This window comes from Bacillus sp. P4_E1, from assembly GCF_056401715.1.
The window spans coordinates 1-15,217 of sequence record NZ_JBFUIV010000043.1 but is presented as its reverse complement, the minus strand read 5'-3'; the positions used below and the strand labels follow the sequence as shown (position 1 = coordinate 15,217).

General features: G+C 37.5%; 16 protein-coding genes, 1 tRNA gene, 2 rRNA genes, 1 other RNA gene and 1 other annotated feature. Of the genes, 16 read left to right on the top strand and 4 right to left on the bottom strand.

Annotated features, from left to right (window positions below; genetic code table 11):
- Positions 1–120 precede the first annotated feature (120 nt).
- Positions 121–236: ribosomal RNA gene (rrf, locus tag AC1DS7_RS28325) — 5S ribosomal RNA — on the top strand.
- A 35-nt stretch (positions 237–271) separates the two neighbouring features.
- Here rrf and AC1DS7_RS28320 read toward each other — a convergent pair.
- Positions 272–1,273 (bottom strand): YaaC family protein, encoded by a 1,002-nt coding sequence (locus AC1DS7_RS28320; protein WP_476999379.1) that lies wholly within the window; start codon positions 1,271–1,273, stop codon positions 272–274.
- 115 nt (positions 1,274–1,388) lie between these two features.
- Between AC1DS7_RS28320 and guaB the strand changes: the two genes are divergently transcribed.
- The 7 genes from guaB (at position 1,389) to AC1DS7_RS28285 (ending at position 8,343) form a co-directional block, all read left to right on the top strand.
- On the top strand, positions 1,389–2,852 hold the full coding sequence (gene guaB, locus AC1DS7_RS28315) for an IMP dehydrogenase (RefSeq protein WP_002107266.1): 1,464 nt from the start codon (positions 1,389–1,391) through the stop codon (positions 2,850–2,852).
- Positions 2,853–2,965: 113 nt separating this feature from the next.
- Positions 2,966–4,276 (top strand): D-alanyl-D-alanine carboxypeptidase family protein, encoded by a 1,311-nt coding sequence (locus AC1DS7_RS28310; protein WP_154214148.1) that lies wholly within the window; start codon positions 2,966–2,968, stop codon positions 4,274–4,276.
- A 160-nt stretch (positions 4,277–4,436) separates the two neighbouring features.
- Positions 4,437–5,324, top strand: coding sequence for a pyridoxal 5'-phosphate synthase lyase subunit PdxS (pdxS, locus tag AC1DS7_RS28305; protein WP_002009615.1), 888 nt, complete (start codon positions 4,437–4,439; stop codon positions 5,322–5,324).
- Between the two features lie 18 nt (positions 5,325–5,342).
- Positions 5,343–5,933, top strand: coding sequence for a pyridoxal 5'-phosphate synthase glutaminase subunit PdxT (gene pdxT, locus AC1DS7_RS28300; RefSeq protein ID WP_002009616.1), 591 nt, complete (start codon positions 5,343–5,345; stop codon positions 5,931–5,933).
- 54 nt (positions 5,934–5,987) lie between these two features.
- Positions 5,988–6,208 (top strand) — a binding site (T-box leader).
- A gap of 51 nt (positions 6,209–6,259) precedes the next feature.
- Complete coding sequence (serS, locus tag AC1DS7_RS28295; protein ID WP_002009617.1) at positions 6,260–7,534, top strand: serine--tRNA ligase; 1,275 nt, start codon at positions 6,260–6,262, stop codon at positions 7,532–7,534.
- A gap of 154 nt (positions 7,535–7,688) precedes the next feature.
- Positions 7,689–7,781, top strand: a tRNA-Ser gene (locus tag AC1DS7_RS28290).
- A 166-nt stretch (positions 7,782–7,947) separates the two neighbouring features.
- Positions 7,948–8,343, top strand: coding sequence for a sigma factor-like helix-turn-helix DNA-binding protein (locus AC1DS7_RS28285; protein ID WP_002029297.1), 396 nt, complete (start codon positions 7,948–7,950; stop codon positions 8,341–8,343).
- A 35-nt stretch (positions 8,344–8,378) separates the two neighbouring features.
- Here the strand turns inward: AC1DS7_RS28285 and AC1DS7_RS28280 are convergent, their stop codons facing one another.
- From AC1DS7_RS28280 to AC1DS7_RS28270, 3 genes are all read right to left on the bottom strand, one after another.
- On the bottom strand, positions 8,379–9,047 hold the full coding sequence (locus AC1DS7_RS28280) for a deoxynucleoside kinase (RefSeq protein ID WP_002009620.1): 669 nt from the start codon (positions 9,045–9,047) through the stop codon (positions 8,379–8,381).
- 2 nt (positions 9,048–9,049) lie between these two features.
- A complete protein-coding gene (locus AC1DS7_RS28275) occupies positions 9,050–9,685 on the bottom strand; it encodes a deoxynucleoside kinase (RefSeq protein ID WP_002009621.1) in 636 nt (211 codons plus the stop codon).
- Between the two features lie 123 nt (positions 9,686–9,808).
- A complete protein-coding gene (locus AC1DS7_RS28270) occupies positions 9,809–10,348 on the bottom strand; it encodes a cysteine hydrolase family protein (protein WP_002130738.1) in 540 nt (179 codons plus the stop codon).
- 106 nt (positions 10,349–10,454) lie between these two features.
- Here AC1DS7_RS28270 and tadA point away from each other — a divergent pair, with 106 nt between their 5' ends.
- The 8 genes from tadA to AC1DS7_RS28230 all read left to right on the top strand — a co-directional run.
- Positions 10,455–10,949 carry a tRNA adenosine(34) deaminase TadA gene (gene tadA / locus AC1DS7_RS28265; RefSeq protein ID WP_002029304.1) on the top strand — a complete coding sequence of 165 codons (495 nt, stop codon included), beginning with the start codon at positions 10,455–10,457 and terminating at the stop codon, positions 10,947–10,949.
- A gap of 78 nt (positions 10,950–11,027) precedes the next feature.
- An RNA gene (gene ffs, locus AC1DS7_RS28260) (signal recognition particle sRNA large type) lies at positions 11,028–11,292 on the top strand.
- Between the two features lie 132 nt (positions 11,293–11,424).
- Complete coding sequence (gene dnaX / locus AC1DS7_RS28255; protein WP_215588658.1) at positions 11,425–13,113, top strand: DNA polymerase III subunit gamma/tau; 1,689 nt, start codon at positions 11,425–11,427, stop codon at positions 13,111–13,113.
- 25 nt (positions 13,114–13,138) lie between these two features.
- Positions 13,139–13,465, top strand: a complete 327-nt coding sequence (locus AC1DS7_RS28250) for a YbaB/EbfC family nucleoid-associated protein (RefSeq protein ID WP_170935248.1) — start codon at positions 13,139–13,141, stop codon at positions 13,463–13,465.
- A gap of 14 nt (positions 13,466–13,479) precedes the next feature.
- Complete coding sequence (gene recR / locus AC1DS7_RS28245; protein ID WP_002009629.1) at positions 13,480–14,076, top strand: recombination protein RecR; 597 nt, start codon at positions 13,480–13,482, stop codon at positions 14,074–14,076.
- A 14-nt stretch (positions 14,077–14,090) separates the two neighbouring features.
- A complete protein-coding gene (locus tag AC1DS7_RS28240) occupies positions 14,091–14,312 on the top strand; it encodes a YaaL family protein (protein ID WP_002009631.1) in 222 nt (73 codons plus the stop codon).
- 262 nt (positions 14,313–14,574) lie between these two features.
- Positions 14,575–14,844: a pro-sigmaK processing inhibitor BofA family protein gene (locus tag AC1DS7_RS28235; RefSeq protein WP_002009632.1), complete on the top strand. Its 270-nt coding sequence runs from the start codon at positions 14,575–14,577 to the stop codon at positions 14,842–14,844.
- A gap of 219 nt (positions 14,845–15,063) precedes the next feature.
- Positions 15,064–15,217: ribosomal RNA gene (locus tag AC1DS7_RS28230) — 16S ribosomal RNA — on the top strand; the annotation flags it as partial.

Genomic DNA, 15,217 nt, shown 5'->3' with positions numbered 1-15,217 from the left:
TGATAGGTTCGAGGTGGAAGCATGGTGACATGTGGAGCTGACGAATACTAATAGATCGAGGACTTAACCATATAATATGAAGCAAATGTTATCTAGTTTTGAAGGAATATACCTTCATAGTTTGGTGATGATGGCAGAGAGGTCACACCCGTTCCCATACCGAACACGGAAGTTAAGCTCTCTAGCGCCGATGGTAGTTGGGACCTTGTCCCTGTGAGAGTAGGACGTCGCCAAGCAAGATAAAAACACGAGTCATTTGACTCGTGTTTTTTTATTTCCCATGAAATAGGTTGGATTCCGTTAGTAAAAATGCTGAAATATAGTAAGGGATTTTTTGAGCAGAAATATTGAGAAATTGATAAATAAACGGATAATCTTCAGATCCATAACTTCCAAGTAAGTCATACCACCAATCCGTTTCATACCTAGAAATCATACTTAAATTATAGAGTAATAAATAATGAACAAGAAGCTCAGGCAACACTGGCTTAGAGTTTCTAGGGTCAGTCGTAAGTGGTAAATAATAAGTGTCAGTAAGATGCTCATAGTATAAAGGTGTACTATACATAGGATTCCATGATTGAATAGGTGCCGAAAAAAACAAATTTAATTCATTATTTTTCTCAGGTACGTGTTGTATTGATAAATGCTTACAAGTTGTTTCGATGTAACGAGAAAATCGCTCTTTAGTCATATGTAGTCGATCTAATATATTGACTGAAAAGGAGAGCTCATTTTTATTTGTTGAATCGATCTTATATAAAGTTGATACTTTTTGACTATAGCGCAACAAATTTTGTAATTCAGGAATATTCCCCATTAGCTCTAACATATTAAACTTCTCCGCTTCTAAGTGTTTCATGTGAAACGCTTGTTCTGCAACGTGAGTAAACAATCCGTTTTTCTGTATTTTCACCTCATCTTCTAAAAATTGATACCCCTGTTTTTTCCGTTTACGAGTCGTAACGCCATGAGCTAAAACAGTAGTTGATTCTGGGTAGTTAGGATCAATAGTTAACAAGCAAGCTTTAAACAGTTGGCTAATTCCATAAAATAACAACATTGGCTGAATCGAAAAGGGGGCCACCTTATATAATTCATAATAATTTTTCCCGTGTTCTAAGTAGTAAATAAAGGGATAACAGTTTTCAAAACTTTTTTTTTCAGCATCTTGTATGGAGGATTTTTCATAACAACGGGCAAGATAACGTTGTACATTTTGAGATGAAAAAAAGAAACTTAATTGCTGCCAAGTACAATGTGTTTGATGCATATATTACGCTCCTTTTATTGTCTAAAAATTCTAACATATATATACGTCCTTGACAGTATTTTAACCAATTGATAAGCTACTAATAATAATTTCTGGTATCATGGGGGGAAAAATTATGTGGGAATCTAAATTTGTTAAAGAAGGTTTGACTTTTGATGATGTATTACTTGTACCAGCGAGGTCAGATATATTACCAAGAGAAGTAAGTGTTAAAACAGTTTTATCTGAAAGCTTACAGCTAAACATCCCGTTAATTAGTGCAGGAATGGATACAGTAACAGAAGCTGACATGGCTATTGCAATGGCTCGCCAAGGCGGTTTAGGAATTATTCATAAGAATATGTCTATTGAGCAACAAGCAGAGCAAGTTGATAAAGTAAAGCGCTCTGAAAGCGGCGTTATTTCAGATCCTTTCTTCTTAACTCCAGAACATCAAGTATATGATGCAGAACATCTTATGGGAAAATATCGTATCTCAGGTGTACCAGTTGTAAATAATTTAGATGAGCGAAAATTAGTTGGTATTATTACAAACCGTGATATGCGTTTCATCCAAGACTACTCAATCAAAATTTCTGACGTAATGACAAAAGAACAGTTAATTACAGCTCCAGTTGGTACTACACTGGAAGAAGCTGAAAAAATCCTACAAAAGTATAAAATTGAAAAGCTCCCTCTTGTTGATAATAACGGTGTATTACAAGGGCTTATTACAATAAAAGATATTGAAAAAGTAATTGAATTCCCAAACTCTGCTAAAGATAAGCAAGGACGCTTATTAGTTGGAGCAGCTGTTGGTGTAACGGCTGATGCTATGCTTCGTATCGATGCATTAGTAAAAGCTAGCGTAGATGCAATTGTACTTGATACAGCTCATGGGCATTCTAAAGGTGTTATTGAAAAAGTAAAAGAAGTTCGTGCGAAATATCCAGCACTAAATATTATCGCTGGAAATGTTGCTACAGCTGAAGCAACGAAAGCATTAATTGAGGCTGGTGCAAACGTAGTTAAAGTTGGTATTGGACCAGGTTCTATTTGTACAACGCGTGTTGTAGCTGGTGTTGGTGTACCACAATTAACAGCAGTTTATGATTGTGCAACAGAAGCTCGTAAACACGGTATTCCAGTTATTGCTGATGGCGGTGTTAAGTACTCTGGTGATATGGTTAAAGCTTTAGCAGCAGGAGCACACGTTGTTATGCTAGGTAGTATGTTTGCTGGTGTTGCTGAAAGCCCTGGAGAAACTGAAATTTATCAAGGTCGCCAATTTAAAGTATATCGTGGTATGGGTTCTGTTGGAGCGATGGAAAAAGGAAGTAAAGATCGTTACTTCCAAGAAGGAAACAAAAAACTTGTTCCTGAAGGTATTGAAGGACGAGTACCATATAAAGGACCTTTAGCAGATACAGTTCATCAATTAGTTGGTGGATTACGTGCAGGTATGGGATATTGCGGAGCGCAGAATTTAGAATTCTTACGTGAGAATGCACAGTTCATTCGTATGTCAGGTGCAGGTTTACGTGAAAGCCATCCTCATCACGTACAGATTACAAAAGAGGCTCCAAACTACTCATTGTAATGTCTTATATACAAATAGACAGAGATTTGATATCTCTGTCTATTTTTTTTTGATTATGTTAGAATAACGGTTATGTGAGTACATAGATATTGGGGGTAGCAAAAGTGAAAGGTATGTTTTGCAAAAGATTCATTGCGTTGGTAACAGTGCTTACAATAGCTTGTAGCATGCTTGTACCATATAGCAATGCATCAGCAGAAACAGGAGCCGCTTTAAACATTGAAGCAGGTGCGGCAATTTTAGTAGAAGCGAATTCTGGGAAGATTTTATATCAAAAAAATGCAGATGAGTTATTATCAATTGCTAGTATGACAAAAATGATGAGTGAATACCTAGTGAACGAGGCTATTGCGAAAGGGAAACTAAAATGGGATCAAAAAGTTAAGGTTTCCGAATATGCGTATAACATTTCGCAAGATCGTTCATTATCGAATGTGCCTCTACGAAATGGTGAATCTTATACAGTAAAAGAGCTATACGAAGCAATGGCAATTTATTCTGCTAATGGTGCAACGATAGCGTTAGCTGAAGCAGTTGCTGGAAAAGAAGTAGACTTTGTAAAAATGATGAATGATAAATCGAAAGAGTTTGGATTAAAAAATTATAAGTTTGTAAATTCTACGGGCTTAACGAACAAAGATTTAAAAGGACACCATCCTGAAGGGACAACTCCAGATGAAGAAAATAAAATGTCTGCGAGAGATGTAGCAATTTTAGCACAACGTCTTATTCAAGATTTCCCTAAAACATTAGACATAGCAAAAATTTCAAAAAAAGTATTCCGTGAAGGTACTCCGGATCGGATTGAAATGCCTAACTGGAACTGGATGTTAAAGGGGTTAATTAAGGAATACGAAGGCGTAGATGGTCTGAAAACAGGATCAACTCCAGAAGCAGGAGATTGTTTCACTGGTACGATTGAAAGAAATGGTATGCGTTTCATTTCTGTAGTTATTAAAACAAAATCTCACACGGCAAGATTTGATGAGACAAAGAAATTATATGATTATGGCTTTGCTAGCTTTGAAATGAAGAAAATGTATGAAAAAGGTTCTTCGGTTAAAGGAAGAGAAACAGTAAGAGTTGAAAATGCGAAAGATAAAGATGTGGCAGTTCAAACGAAGCAAGCTGTTTCACTTCCGGTGCCAAAGGGAAGTAAAGACGTTTATAAAACAGAATTTAAAGAAGGAAATAAGGGACAAGAGGCACCTATGAAAAAGGGAGTTACACTTGGCCAAATGGTTGTAACGTCTAAAGATAGTAATGATCCTGGATTTTTATCAGGAAAATCATTACAAGTAGACCTTGTAACAAAATCTGAAGTAGAAGAGGCAGGCTGGTTCACACGTTCTATGCGCGGAATTGGTTCTTTCTTTAGTGGTATGTGGAATAGTGCTGTTGATACAGTAACAGGTTGGTTTTAAAAGCTCCTCATTGTAGGAGCTTTTTCTTATTCCTATTTTTCATACCGACTTTATGAAAAAATAGTGGACAAGCATCAGATAGTTAGTGGTAGAATGTAAGAGTATTCTTAATTTTCTTCTTTAACGGGGGAAAGCAATTCACCTAGGGGGGTTTTTGTACATGACAAATGTAACAGGGACAGAACGTGTAAAACGTGGAATGGCAGAAATGCAAAAAGGCGGCGTTATTATGGACGTAGTTAACGCTGAGCAAGCAAGGATTGCAGAAGAGGCAGGCGCAGTTGCTGTTATGGCATTAGAGCGTGTACCTGCAGATATTCGTGCAGCAGGTGGCGTTTCTCGTATGGCAGATCCAACAATTGTTGAAGAAGTTATGGGTGCTGTATCAATTCCGGTTATGGCAAAATGTCGTATCGGTCACCTTGTAGAAGCACGTGTATTAGAATCATTAGGGGTAGACTATATCGATGAGAGTGAAGTATTGACTCCTGCTGATGAAGTATACCATTTAAATAAACGTGATTACACAGTTCCGTTTGTATGTGGTTGCCGCGATATCGGAGAAGCTGCACGTCGTATTGCAGAAGGTGCAGCTATGCTTCGTACAAAGGGTGAACCTGGAACAGGAAACATTGTAGAGGCAGTGCGTCATATGCGCCAAGTCAATGCAGAAATCCGTCAAGTTGCAAGTCTACGTGAAGATGAGTTAATGACATATGCAAAAAATACTGGTGCTCCTTATGAAGTACTACTTGAAATTAAACGCCTTGGTCGCCTGCCAGTTGTAAACTTTGCAGCAGGTGGTGTAGCAACACCAGCAGATGCAGCGTTAATGATGCAACTTGGTGCTGATGGTGTATTTGTTGGATCTGGTATCTTCAAATCAGAGAACCCAGAGAAATTTGCACGTGCAATCGTTGAAGCAACGACTCATTATGAAGATTACGAACTAATTGCAAGCCTTTCTAAAGGATTAGGTAATGCAATGAAAGGTATCGAAATTTCAACGTTATTACCAGAACAACGCATGCAAGAGCGTGGATGGTAATTAAAGGAGATCTTTAAAATGGTGAAAATCGGTGTACTAGGTCTTCAAGGTGCAGTTCGTGAGCATGTAAAATCAGTTGAGGCAAGTGGTGCAGAAGCTGTTGTTGTAAAGCGTATAGAGCAACTTGAAGAGATTGATGGTCTTATTTTACCAGGCGGTGAAAGTACAACAATGCGCCGTCTTATTGATAAGTATGCTTTCATGGAGCCTCTTCGTACATTTGCGAAGTCTGGTAAACCAATGTTTGGTACATGTGCAGGAATGATTCTTCTTGCGAAAACACTTATTGGCTATGAAGAAGCACATATTGGTGCTATGGATATTACGGTTGAGCGCAATGCGTTCGGACGCCAAAAAGATAGTTTTGAAGCTGCACTTTCAATTAAAGGTGTGGGAGAAGACTTTGTTGGTGTATTTATCCGTGCTCCGTATGTTGTAAATGTAGCTGATGATGTTGAAGTACTTTCTATGCATGGCGAGCGAATGGTAGCGGTAAGGCAAGGGCCGTTTTTAGCTGCTTCTTTCCATCCGGAATTAACGGATGATCATCGTGTAACAGCATACTTTGTAGAAATGGTAAAAGAAGCGAAAATGAAAAAAGTTGTATAAGTAACTTGCAACTTGTATAAGATTATAGTAAATTGATGATAACAATTTTATAAAATAAGCGTGTTGATAGGAAGTAGTAACAAATGTTGTTTCTTATAGAGAGTCGATGGTTGGTGGAAATCGATAGAAACAGTTCGTGAATCCATCCTGGAATGGAATGTGGAATATCTTTTGATTAGTAAACATTCCCGGTGAAGAGCCGTTATTTCTACTTGAGAGGAAAGCGGTAATGCTTTCAACTAGGGTGGCAACGCGGGTTAACTCCCGTCCCTTTGTATAGGGACGGGAGTTTTTTGTGTTTTATAAAATAAAAGGAGGAGTATATAATGCTTGATATTAAATTTTTACGTACGAATTTTGAAGAAGTAAAAGCAAAATTACAGCATAGAGGCGAAGATTTAACGGATTTTGGTCGCTTTGAAGAACTTGATACGAGAAGAAGAGAGCTACTTGTTCAAACAGAAGAACTAAAAAGTAAACGTAACGAAGTATCTCAACAAATTTCAGTATTAAAGCGTGAAAAGAAAGATGCGGAAGCTCTAATTCTAGAAATGCGTGAAGTTGGGGAAAAAGTAAAAGATCTTGATAATGAGCTTCGTACAGTTGAAGAAGATTTAGAAAGATTAATGCTATCTATCCCAAATATCCCTCATGAATCTGCCCCAATAGGCGAAACAGAGGATGATAACGTAGTAGCACGTACTTGGGGAGAAGTGAAAGAATTTACTTATGAGCCAAAACCACATTGGGACCTTGCTACTGATTTAGGGATTTTAGATTTTGAACGTGCTGGGAAAGTAACAGGAAGCCGATTTGTATTTTACAAAGGTGCTGGTGCAAGATTAGAACGTGCTTTGATTAGCTTTATGCTTGACCTTCATACTGATGAGCATGGATATGAGGAAGTATTGCCTCCTTATATGGTAAACCGTGCAAGTATGACAGGAACAGGACAACTTCCAAAGTTTGAAGAAGATGCATTCCGTATTGAAAGTGAAGATTATTTCCTAATCCCAACAGCTGAAGTACCTGTAACGAATATGCATCGTGATGAGATTGTGAGTAAAGAGCAATTGCCGATACGATATGCTGCGTTTAGCTCATGCTTCCGTTCTGAAGCAGGTTCAGCTGGTCGTGATACACGTGGTTTAATTCGCCAACACCAATTTAATAAAGTTGAACTTGTGAAGTTCGTGAAACCAGAAGATTCTTACGAAGAGTTAGAAAAATTAACAAATGATGCAGAGCGCGTGTTACAATTATTAGAGTTGCCATATCGCGTTATGAGCATGTGTACAGGAGATTTAGGATTTACAGCAGCGAAGAAATACGATATTGAAGTATGGATTCCAAGCTATGGTACATATCGTGAAATTTCTTCTTGTAGTAATTTTGAGGCATTCCAAGCGAGACGCGCGAATATCCGTTTCCGTCGTGAGCCAAATGGTAAACCGGAACATGTTCATACACTAAATGGATCTGGTCTTGCAATTGGACGTACAGTGGCAGCTATTTTAGAGAACTACCAACAAGAAGATGGTACAATTATAATTCCAGAAGTTCTTCGCCCTTATATGGGAGGAAAAACAGTTATTAAATAAGTTAAAACATTCATCGGTATGAGTGATTGGTAATTATGGACGTTGTCAGCAGTGTCATAAAGGAGAGGGGAAGTAAAATTTTCCTTTCCTCATAATTTATTATAGTAGGGTTGACTAACTGTTTTTCTTTTGATATTATATTTGATGTCAATATGGAGGTATACCCAAGTCTGGCTGAAGGGATCGGTCTTGAAAACCGACAGGCGGCGAGAGTCGCGCGGGGGTTCGAATCCCTCTACCTCCTCCAGATATAATTGACAACAGCGCATATAAGTGGAGATTGGAGAACTCGTTACCAACACGTAACGAGTTTTTATTTTAAAACCAATCATAAAGTATGATGTAAGGATATAGTGTCCTTATTACACACTCATATTCCGATGATTATCTTCATAGATATGAAAGGAGTTAACATGGATCTTATTATACAAACGTTTCCTTTAGATGGAAAAACTTTATATTATGTACAATGTCCTGTCTGTAAGAACAATAGAATTTTAAACAGTGGTGCAAATGTGTCGCGCATTATAAGTGATGATACATTCCGTAAACTTTGTGGTTGCACTTGTGATGTAAAACAGGTTGCAAAAAAAGTAGAGGTACCAAAAGAAGCTGAAAAACCAGCTGTGCAAAAAGAAGTAACTCCAAAACGTACAGGGAAATTACTAACAGCAGTAATTAATGGGAAAGAATTGACTGTTAAAGAGATTGCTGAAACATATGATATTAGTACGAGTACTGTTCGTCAGCGTATTAATGCTGGAAAGCCAGAGAGTGAAATTATTGCTCCGACAAAAAAGAAAAAGTAATTTCATAGGAAAACCCGTGCATATGCACGGGTTTTTTATTTTACAAGTTTACGTGTTTGTTTTAAAAAATGTCCAATTTTTTTAATGATTGGTTCGATTGAATCGCCATCTTTTAAAATATCGTATTCATTAATGTTTAATCGTAAAACAGGGCATGAATTAAAGTTATTAATCCAGTTATCGTAACGTCCATGCATCTCTTTCCAATATTCAATTGGTGTTTGCTGCTCCATGGGACGTCCTCGTTCTTGAATACGATCGACAATATCATCAAAAGAACCTTCTAGGTAAATTAATAAGTCTGGATGAGGGAAGTAAGGAGTCATGACCATAGCATCAAATAACCCTTTGTATGTCTCATAATCAGTTTCAGTCATTGTACCCTTTTCGTAATGCATTTTTGCGAAAATACCAGTGTCCTCATATATAGAACGGTCTTGAACAAAACCGCCACCATATTCGAAAATTCTTTTTTGTTCTTTAAATCGTTCTGCTAAAAAGTACACTTGTAAGTGAAAGCTCCAGCGTGTGAAATCAGCATAGAACTTGTCCAAATATGGGTTGGAATCTACTTTTTCAAAAGATGTACGATAACCTAAAGCGTTAGCCAATGCAGTTGTCATAGTTGATTTACCGACACCTACTGTTCCAGCAATAGTGATAACTGCATCATTTGGTATATCATATTTTTGCCTTAAATTCATTGTTATTTCGACTCCTTCAAGAGAGTATTTTGAAGAGCTGATAAGATGACATTTAAATCATCAGGATTTCTTACAAAATCCATATCGTCTCCATTAAATTTCAATACTGGAATATCTGGATGGTCCTTTTTGAAAGCATCCATTGCTGTTTCGTAATCTTTTGTAAGCTGTAGCAAGTAATTTGGATCCATATTTTTTTCGAATTCTCTTCCGCGCATGGCAATTCGTTTTTGTAATGTTTCTAGGCTCGCTGTTAAATAAACGATGACATTTGGCACAGGCATATCTTGCGTAAGAATGCGATAAATTTGCATGTACTTGTCATATTGAGAATCTTTTAATGTACGGGATGCAAAAATTAAATTTTTAAATATATGATAATCTGCTACTACAGGCTTTCTTTGATTCAAATACTTTATGTTAATATCCTCTAGTTGTTTGTATCTATTACAAAGAAAGAACATCTCTGTTTGAAAACTCCATTCGTCGATGTCTTCGTAGAATTTTCCTAAAAAAGGATTTTCATCAACAATCTCTTTTAGTAAGTGGAGTTGCATGTGAGTTGAAAGTTCCTTCGCAAGTGAAGTTTTTCCAACACCAATTGGTCCTTCAACCGTGATAAATGGTACTCCGGTCACGCTGTTTCCTCCTTTCAATCAGTGATTTACCGTGACTACTAAAAACACAAAACAGAATTATTGTAGCACAAGAGGGGAGCGAGCGGACTAATTTGATATAAAAAGTTAGAAAATAGATATGTATTAATTAAATTTTATTTGGGATGACGGTACAATATTTGCCTTTAATGTGGCTTCCATTATTTTTAAAGCATGTTCATTATCTTGCTCGTTATTAGAAGCGATGCAATCCCGTGGTACATAAAGTGTATAATTTCTCATATGGGCATCATTAGCTGTAAAAAGGATGCATATGTTCCCGGCAATTCCTGTTAAAATGAGATTTTCGATTTTTAAATAACCTAATAAAGAATTCAAAGGTGTTTCATAAAAAGCAGAGTAATGTGGTTTAATAAAAATGTAATCGTCAGTATGCGGAGCAATGGCCTCGATAATATTTTTACTATACTCATTTGTACAATGGGTGATAAGTTGATCAATATCAGATCTCCAAAGTTGATAGTGATCATTGACATAAATTATTGGATAGCCCAATGATTTCATGGTGTCCTTTAATTGTAAAATGGGGTTCTTTATAATTTCACATTTCTGTGCCAGGATGGGTCCGTGGGAGAATTGAAAATCATTAATCATATCGATAATGAGTAAGGCAGTATTTTTCATATGTAATTCCCTCTCTTTCTTCTTTAGGTTGGATTGAATTTGTAAAAGTTATCCCACCTGCAAGAAATGAAAAAGTGTATTTTATTTTTGGTGAAAGGACTATATTATGGAGCGAGATATATATTTTATGCAGTTAGCAATAGAGGAAGCGAAGAAGGCGGAGGCGATACAAGAGGTACCAATTGGTGCTGTAATTGTGCTAGATGGTGAAGTGATTAGTGTCGCACATAACTTAAGAGAAACTGAACAGAGATCAATAGCTCACGCCGAACTCTTAGCTATTGATGAAGCTTGCAAAAAATTAGGGACATGGCGTTTAGAAGATGCAACGTTATATGTAACATTAGAACCTTGCCCAATGTGTGCAGGGGGAATTGTTTTATCGCGTATAAAACGGGTTGTATATGGTGCGAGCGATCCGAAAGGTGGATGTGCAGGTACGTTGATGAATCTTTTAACTGATGAGCGTTTTAATCATCAGTGTGAAGTAGTGCCTGGTGTACTTGAAGAAGAATGTGGTACGTTGTTAACGATTTTTTTTAGGGAGCTTCGTAAGAAAAGAAAAGAAGTGAAAAAACTAGAGAAAAGTAATGGTAACTAACGTATTTGCATTTTGTAAAAAAACAAGTTATACTGATAATGCCTTATCCAAGGCAACCGAATATTGGTTTTAACTTTGCCGTGCTAAGCGGGGAGGTAGCGGTGCCCTATACTCGCAATCCGCTCTAGCGAGGCTGAATCCCTTCTCGAGGTTATGTTGCTGTAAGGTCTGCCTTAAGTAAGTGGTGTTGACGTTTGGGTCCTGCGCAACGGGACCCCGTGAACCTTGTCAGGTCCGGAAGGAAGCAGCAATAAGCGGGTTTTCTCGTGTGCCGCAGGAGTGCCTGAACCGAGCTAACTGCTTGAGTAACGCTTATGGTACGTAATCGACAGAAGGTGCACGGCAGTTATATATGTATACAAAACTCACCTTTATATAAAGGTGAGTTTTTTGTATGGAAAATAACTTTTGGAATCTATAAACAGAATGGGTTATAATAAATAAGATAATAACCTTTGAGGGAGGCCGTATTTTCGTGTCATACCAAGCGTTATACCGAACATGGAGACCGCAAAAATTCGAAGATGTAGTCGGTCAAAAGCACGTGACAAAAACGTTGCAAAATGCCCTTCTTCAAGAGAAAGCTTCACATGCTTATTTGTTTTCGGGTCCGAGGGGAACAGGGAAAACGACAATTGCAAAAGTATTTGCAAAGGCAATTAACTGTGAACACGCCCCGGTAGCTGAACCTTGTAATGAATGTCCTTCTTGTTTAGGAATTACACAAGGGTCTATTTCAGATGTATTAGAAATTGATGCGGCTTCAAATAACGGTGTAGATGAAATTCGAGATATAAGAGATAAAGTAAAATATGCTCCAAGTGCTGTAGGATATAAAGTATACATTATTGATGAAGTTCACATGCTTTCTATGGGTGCCTTTAATGCGCTTTTGAAAACTTTAGAAGAGCCGCCAGGACATGTTATTTTTATTCTGGCGACAACAGAACCGCATAAAATTCCAGCTACAATTATTTCGCGTTGTCAGCGTTTTGAGTTTCGAAAGATATCAGTAAATGATATCGTTGAGAGATTATCGACGGTCGTGACAAATGAAGGTACGCAAGTAGAAGATGAAGCGTTACAAATCGTAGCGCGTGCCGCCGAAGGTGGTATGCGTGATGCGCTCAGTCTTATTGATCAAGCTATTTCTTATAGTGATGAGACGGTGACGAGTGAAGATGTTTTAGCTGTAACAGGATCTGTATCTCAGCGATATTTGGGTGACCTGGTAGAATGTATACGTGAAAATGATGTATCAAGAGCGTTACGTATTATAGATGAGATGATGAGTAAAGGGAAAGATCCAGTTCGCTTTATGGAGGATTTCATTTACTACTATCGTGATATGCTTTTATATCAAACTTCACCACAATTAGAACATATGTTGGAACGGGTAATTGTAGATGATCAATTCCGTACGTTAAGTGAAGAAATGCAACCGGAAGTAATCTATGAAATTATTCATACCCTTAGTAAGGGACAACAGGAGATGAAGTGGACAAACCATCCAAGAATATTCTTGGAAGTTGTTATGGTGCAACTGTGTCAGCAGTTTATGATGCAAGCAAACGGCGCAGATCGTTTACAAGCGATTGTGAACAGGATGCAGCAGTTGGAGAAAGAGTTAGAGCAAGTTAAAAAGAATGGCGTGCCAGCTGGTGTGCAGCAGGAAGTAAGAGAGACGCGGGCAACACCAAAACCAGTACGAACAGGAAGTATGAAAATTCCTGTTGGACGTGTGAATGAAGTGTTAAAGCAAGCGAAGCGTCAAGATTTAGAACAGTTAAAAGCTGTATGGGGCGAATTATTAGGAAGGCTCAAGTCACATAACAAAGTAGCATTTGCTGTTTTATTAGAAAATAGTGAACCAGTTGCGGCTTCGGATGATACCTATGTGTTAGCATTTCAATATGAGATTCATTGCAAAATGGCTAGTGAAAATCGAGAAGCGATGGATACATTGGAACAAACCCTTTTTGAATTGTTAAGTAAAAGGTTAAATATGATTGCTATCCCAAAAAGTGAATGGGGTAAAATTCGTGAAGACTTTTTACAACGCGAAGGCGGGGATTCTGAAGAAAGCCCAGAACAAAAAGAAGATCCTCTTATAGAAGAGGCTGTAAAATTAGTAGGGCAAGAACTTATTGAAATAAAAGAGTAATAATAATGAGGAGGAATTAATTATGATGCGTGGCGGAATGGGAAATATGAATAATATGATGAAACAAATGCAAAAGATGCAAAAGGACATGGCGAAGGCGCAAGAAGAGCTTGGCGAAAAAACAGTTGAAGGTACAGCTGGCGGCGGAATGGTTACTGTTATTGCAAATGGTCATAAGCAAGTTCTTGAAGTGAAAATTAAAGAAGAAGTTGTAGATCCAGAAGATATCGAAATGTTACAAGACTTAGTATTAGCTGCAACGAATGATGCACTTAAAAAGGTTGATGAACTTTCAAACTCTACAATGGGCAAATTTACAAAGGGCATGAACTTACCAGGTGGAATGTTCTAGGAGGATATTGATATATGCATTATCCAGAACCGATATCAAAATTAATCGATAGTTTTATGAAGTTGCCAGGAATTGGACCGAAAACAGCGGTTCGATTGGCATTCTTCGTGTTAGATATGAAAGAGGATGATGTACTAGGTTTTGCGAAAGCACTTGTGAATGCAAAGCGAGATTTAGCGTATTGTTCTGTGTGCGGACATATCACTGACCGCGATCCTTGTTATATTTGTGACGATTCGCATAGGGATCAATCGGTTGTTTGTGTAGTACAAGAGCCGAAAGATGTAATTGCGATGGAAAAAATGAAAGAATATCAAGGTGTATATCATGTTTTGCGTGGTGCCATTTCTCCAATGGAGGGAATTGGACCAGAGGATATTAATATTCCGCAGTTATTAAAGAGACTGCAAGATGAAACAGTACAAGAAGTGATATTAGCAACAAACCCTAATATTGAAGGGGAAGCCACAGCGATGTACATATCCCGCCTCTTAAAGCCAACAGGAATTAAAGTAACTCGTATTGCACATGGTCTGCCAGTTGGTGGAGATTTAGAATATGCAGATGAAGTAACACTATCGAAAGCTTTAGAAGGCCGTAGAGAGATATAAGAGGAGAAGGGAAAATGTTCTTTCAAAAAAAGGGTAAGTTGCGTAAAGAGTATGACGATAAGTTAATTGTATTATTAGAAAAGGTAAAGAATGAATGGCTACGTCAGAAGAGACTGGTTGAACAAAGTGTTGAGCCGTCTCAAGATGTACTTTGTTCTTTAAAAATAGCAGAGGCGAAATATTTTTTCTTGTTAAAAGAAGCAAAACGTCGTCCTGTGAAAATGGAACAATGGTAAAAGGTCCTGCTTTTTAAAGCGGGACCTTTTACTTTTTATCGATTTATTTGTGAGTAATAGGGCTACTTTATTTTTGGGATATAAAGAGGAGAAAGAAAAAATGGGAATGGAATTAGTTGTATCTAATTGCTAGTGCTTAGAAGAAAGATTACTGATTAAAGGTTATGAAGATGAAGTGGTAGGAGTTATGTTATAGATGTTCTTTTTTCTTGTCTTGTCCCATACAAATGGATATGTATAGGTCATTCATAAGGAGGAAAAAATGAATTCTACAATTATTATTGTTGGCATTCTTTCTTTAGTTTTTATTTTTCTTGTTTTTGGTGTTTCTGCTAAACCAATACGTTTTATAGGGAAAGCACTCTTTCATGTCACTTTAGGTATAGCGTTACTATTTATTGTGAATGTTGCAGGGACATATTTCGATTTTCATATTCCAATTAACATGGGCACAGCTACAGTATCAAGTTTATTAGGGGTGCCAGGTGTTGCTGCATTAGTGATTATTAAGCTATATATAATGCCAAGATAAAATTATTTTGGCATTTTTTAAAAAAGCGTTGACTTATCGATTAGTAATATGATAAATTAATAAGCGTCGTCAGGAACGAAAGAAAAAAGTTGTTGACAGATTCAAGTCGAAATGTTAAGTTATAAAAGTCGCTGAAACGCGGCATTGAACTTTGAAAACTAAACGAAACAAACAACGTGAAACGTCAATTTTTATTTTTAGATGCTAGACAAACTAACTTTATTGGAGAGTTTGATCCTGGCTCAGGATGAACGCTGGCGGCGTGCCTAATACATGCAAGTCGAGCGAATGGATTAAGAGCTTGCTCTTATGAAGTTAGCGGCGGACGGGTGAGTAACACGTGGGTAACCTACCCATAAGACTGGGATAACTC

Bases quoted from the DNA above. Each gene is read 5' to 3' on its own strand.
- AC1DS7_RS28320 (WP_476999379.1), bottom strand. From the start codon at position 1,273: ATGCATCAAACACATTGTACTTGGCAGCAATTAAGTTTCTTTTTTTCA.
- guaB (WP_002107266.1), top strand. From the start codon at position 1,389: ATGTGGGAATCTAAATTTGTTAAAGAAGGTTTGACTTTTGATGATGTA.
- AC1DS7_RS28310 (WP_154214148.1), top strand. From the start codon at position 2,966: ATGTTTTGCAAAAGATTCATTGCGTTGGTAACAGTGCTTACAATAGCT.
- pdxS (WP_002009615.1), top strand. From the start codon at position 4,437: ATGACAAATGTAACAGGGACAGAACGTGTAAAACGTGGAATGGCAGAA.
- pdxT (WP_002009616.1), top strand. From the start codon at position 5,343: ATGGTGAAAATCGGTGTACTAGGTCTTCAAGGTGCAGTTCGTGAGCAT.
- serS (WP_002009617.1), top strand. From the start codon at position 6,260: ATGCTTGATATTAAATTTTTACGTACGAATTTTGAAGAAGTAAAAGCA.
- AC1DS7_RS28285 (WP_002029297.1), top strand. From the start codon at position 7,948: ATGGATCTTATTATACAAACGTTTCCTTTAGATGGAAAAACTTTATAT.
- AC1DS7_RS28280 (WP_002009620.1), bottom strand. From the start codon at position 9,047: ATGAATTTAAGGCAAAAATATGATATACCAAATGATGCAGTTATCACT.
- AC1DS7_RS28270 (WP_002130738.1), bottom strand. From the start codon at position 10,348: ATGAAAAATACTGCCTTACTCATTATCGATATGATTAATGATTTTCAA.
- tadA (WP_002029304.1), top strand. From the start codon at position 10,455: ATGGAGCGAGATATATATTTTATGCAGTTAGCAATAGAGGAAGCGAAG.
- AC1DS7_RS28250 (WP_170935248.1), top strand. From the start codon at position 13,139: ATGCGTGGCGGAATGGGAAATATGAATAATATGATGAAACAAATGCAA.
- recR (WP_002009629.1), top strand. From the start codon at position 13,480: ATGCATTATCCAGAACCGATATCAAAATTAATCGATAGTTTTATGAAG.
- AC1DS7_RS28240 (WP_002009631.1), top strand. From the start codon at position 14,091: ATGTTCTTTCAAAAAAAGGGTAAGTTGCGTAAAGAGTATGACGATAAG.
- AC1DS7_RS28235 (WP_002009632.1), top strand. From the start codon at position 14,575: ATGAATTCTACAATTATTATTGTTGGCATTCTTTCTTTAGTTTTTATT.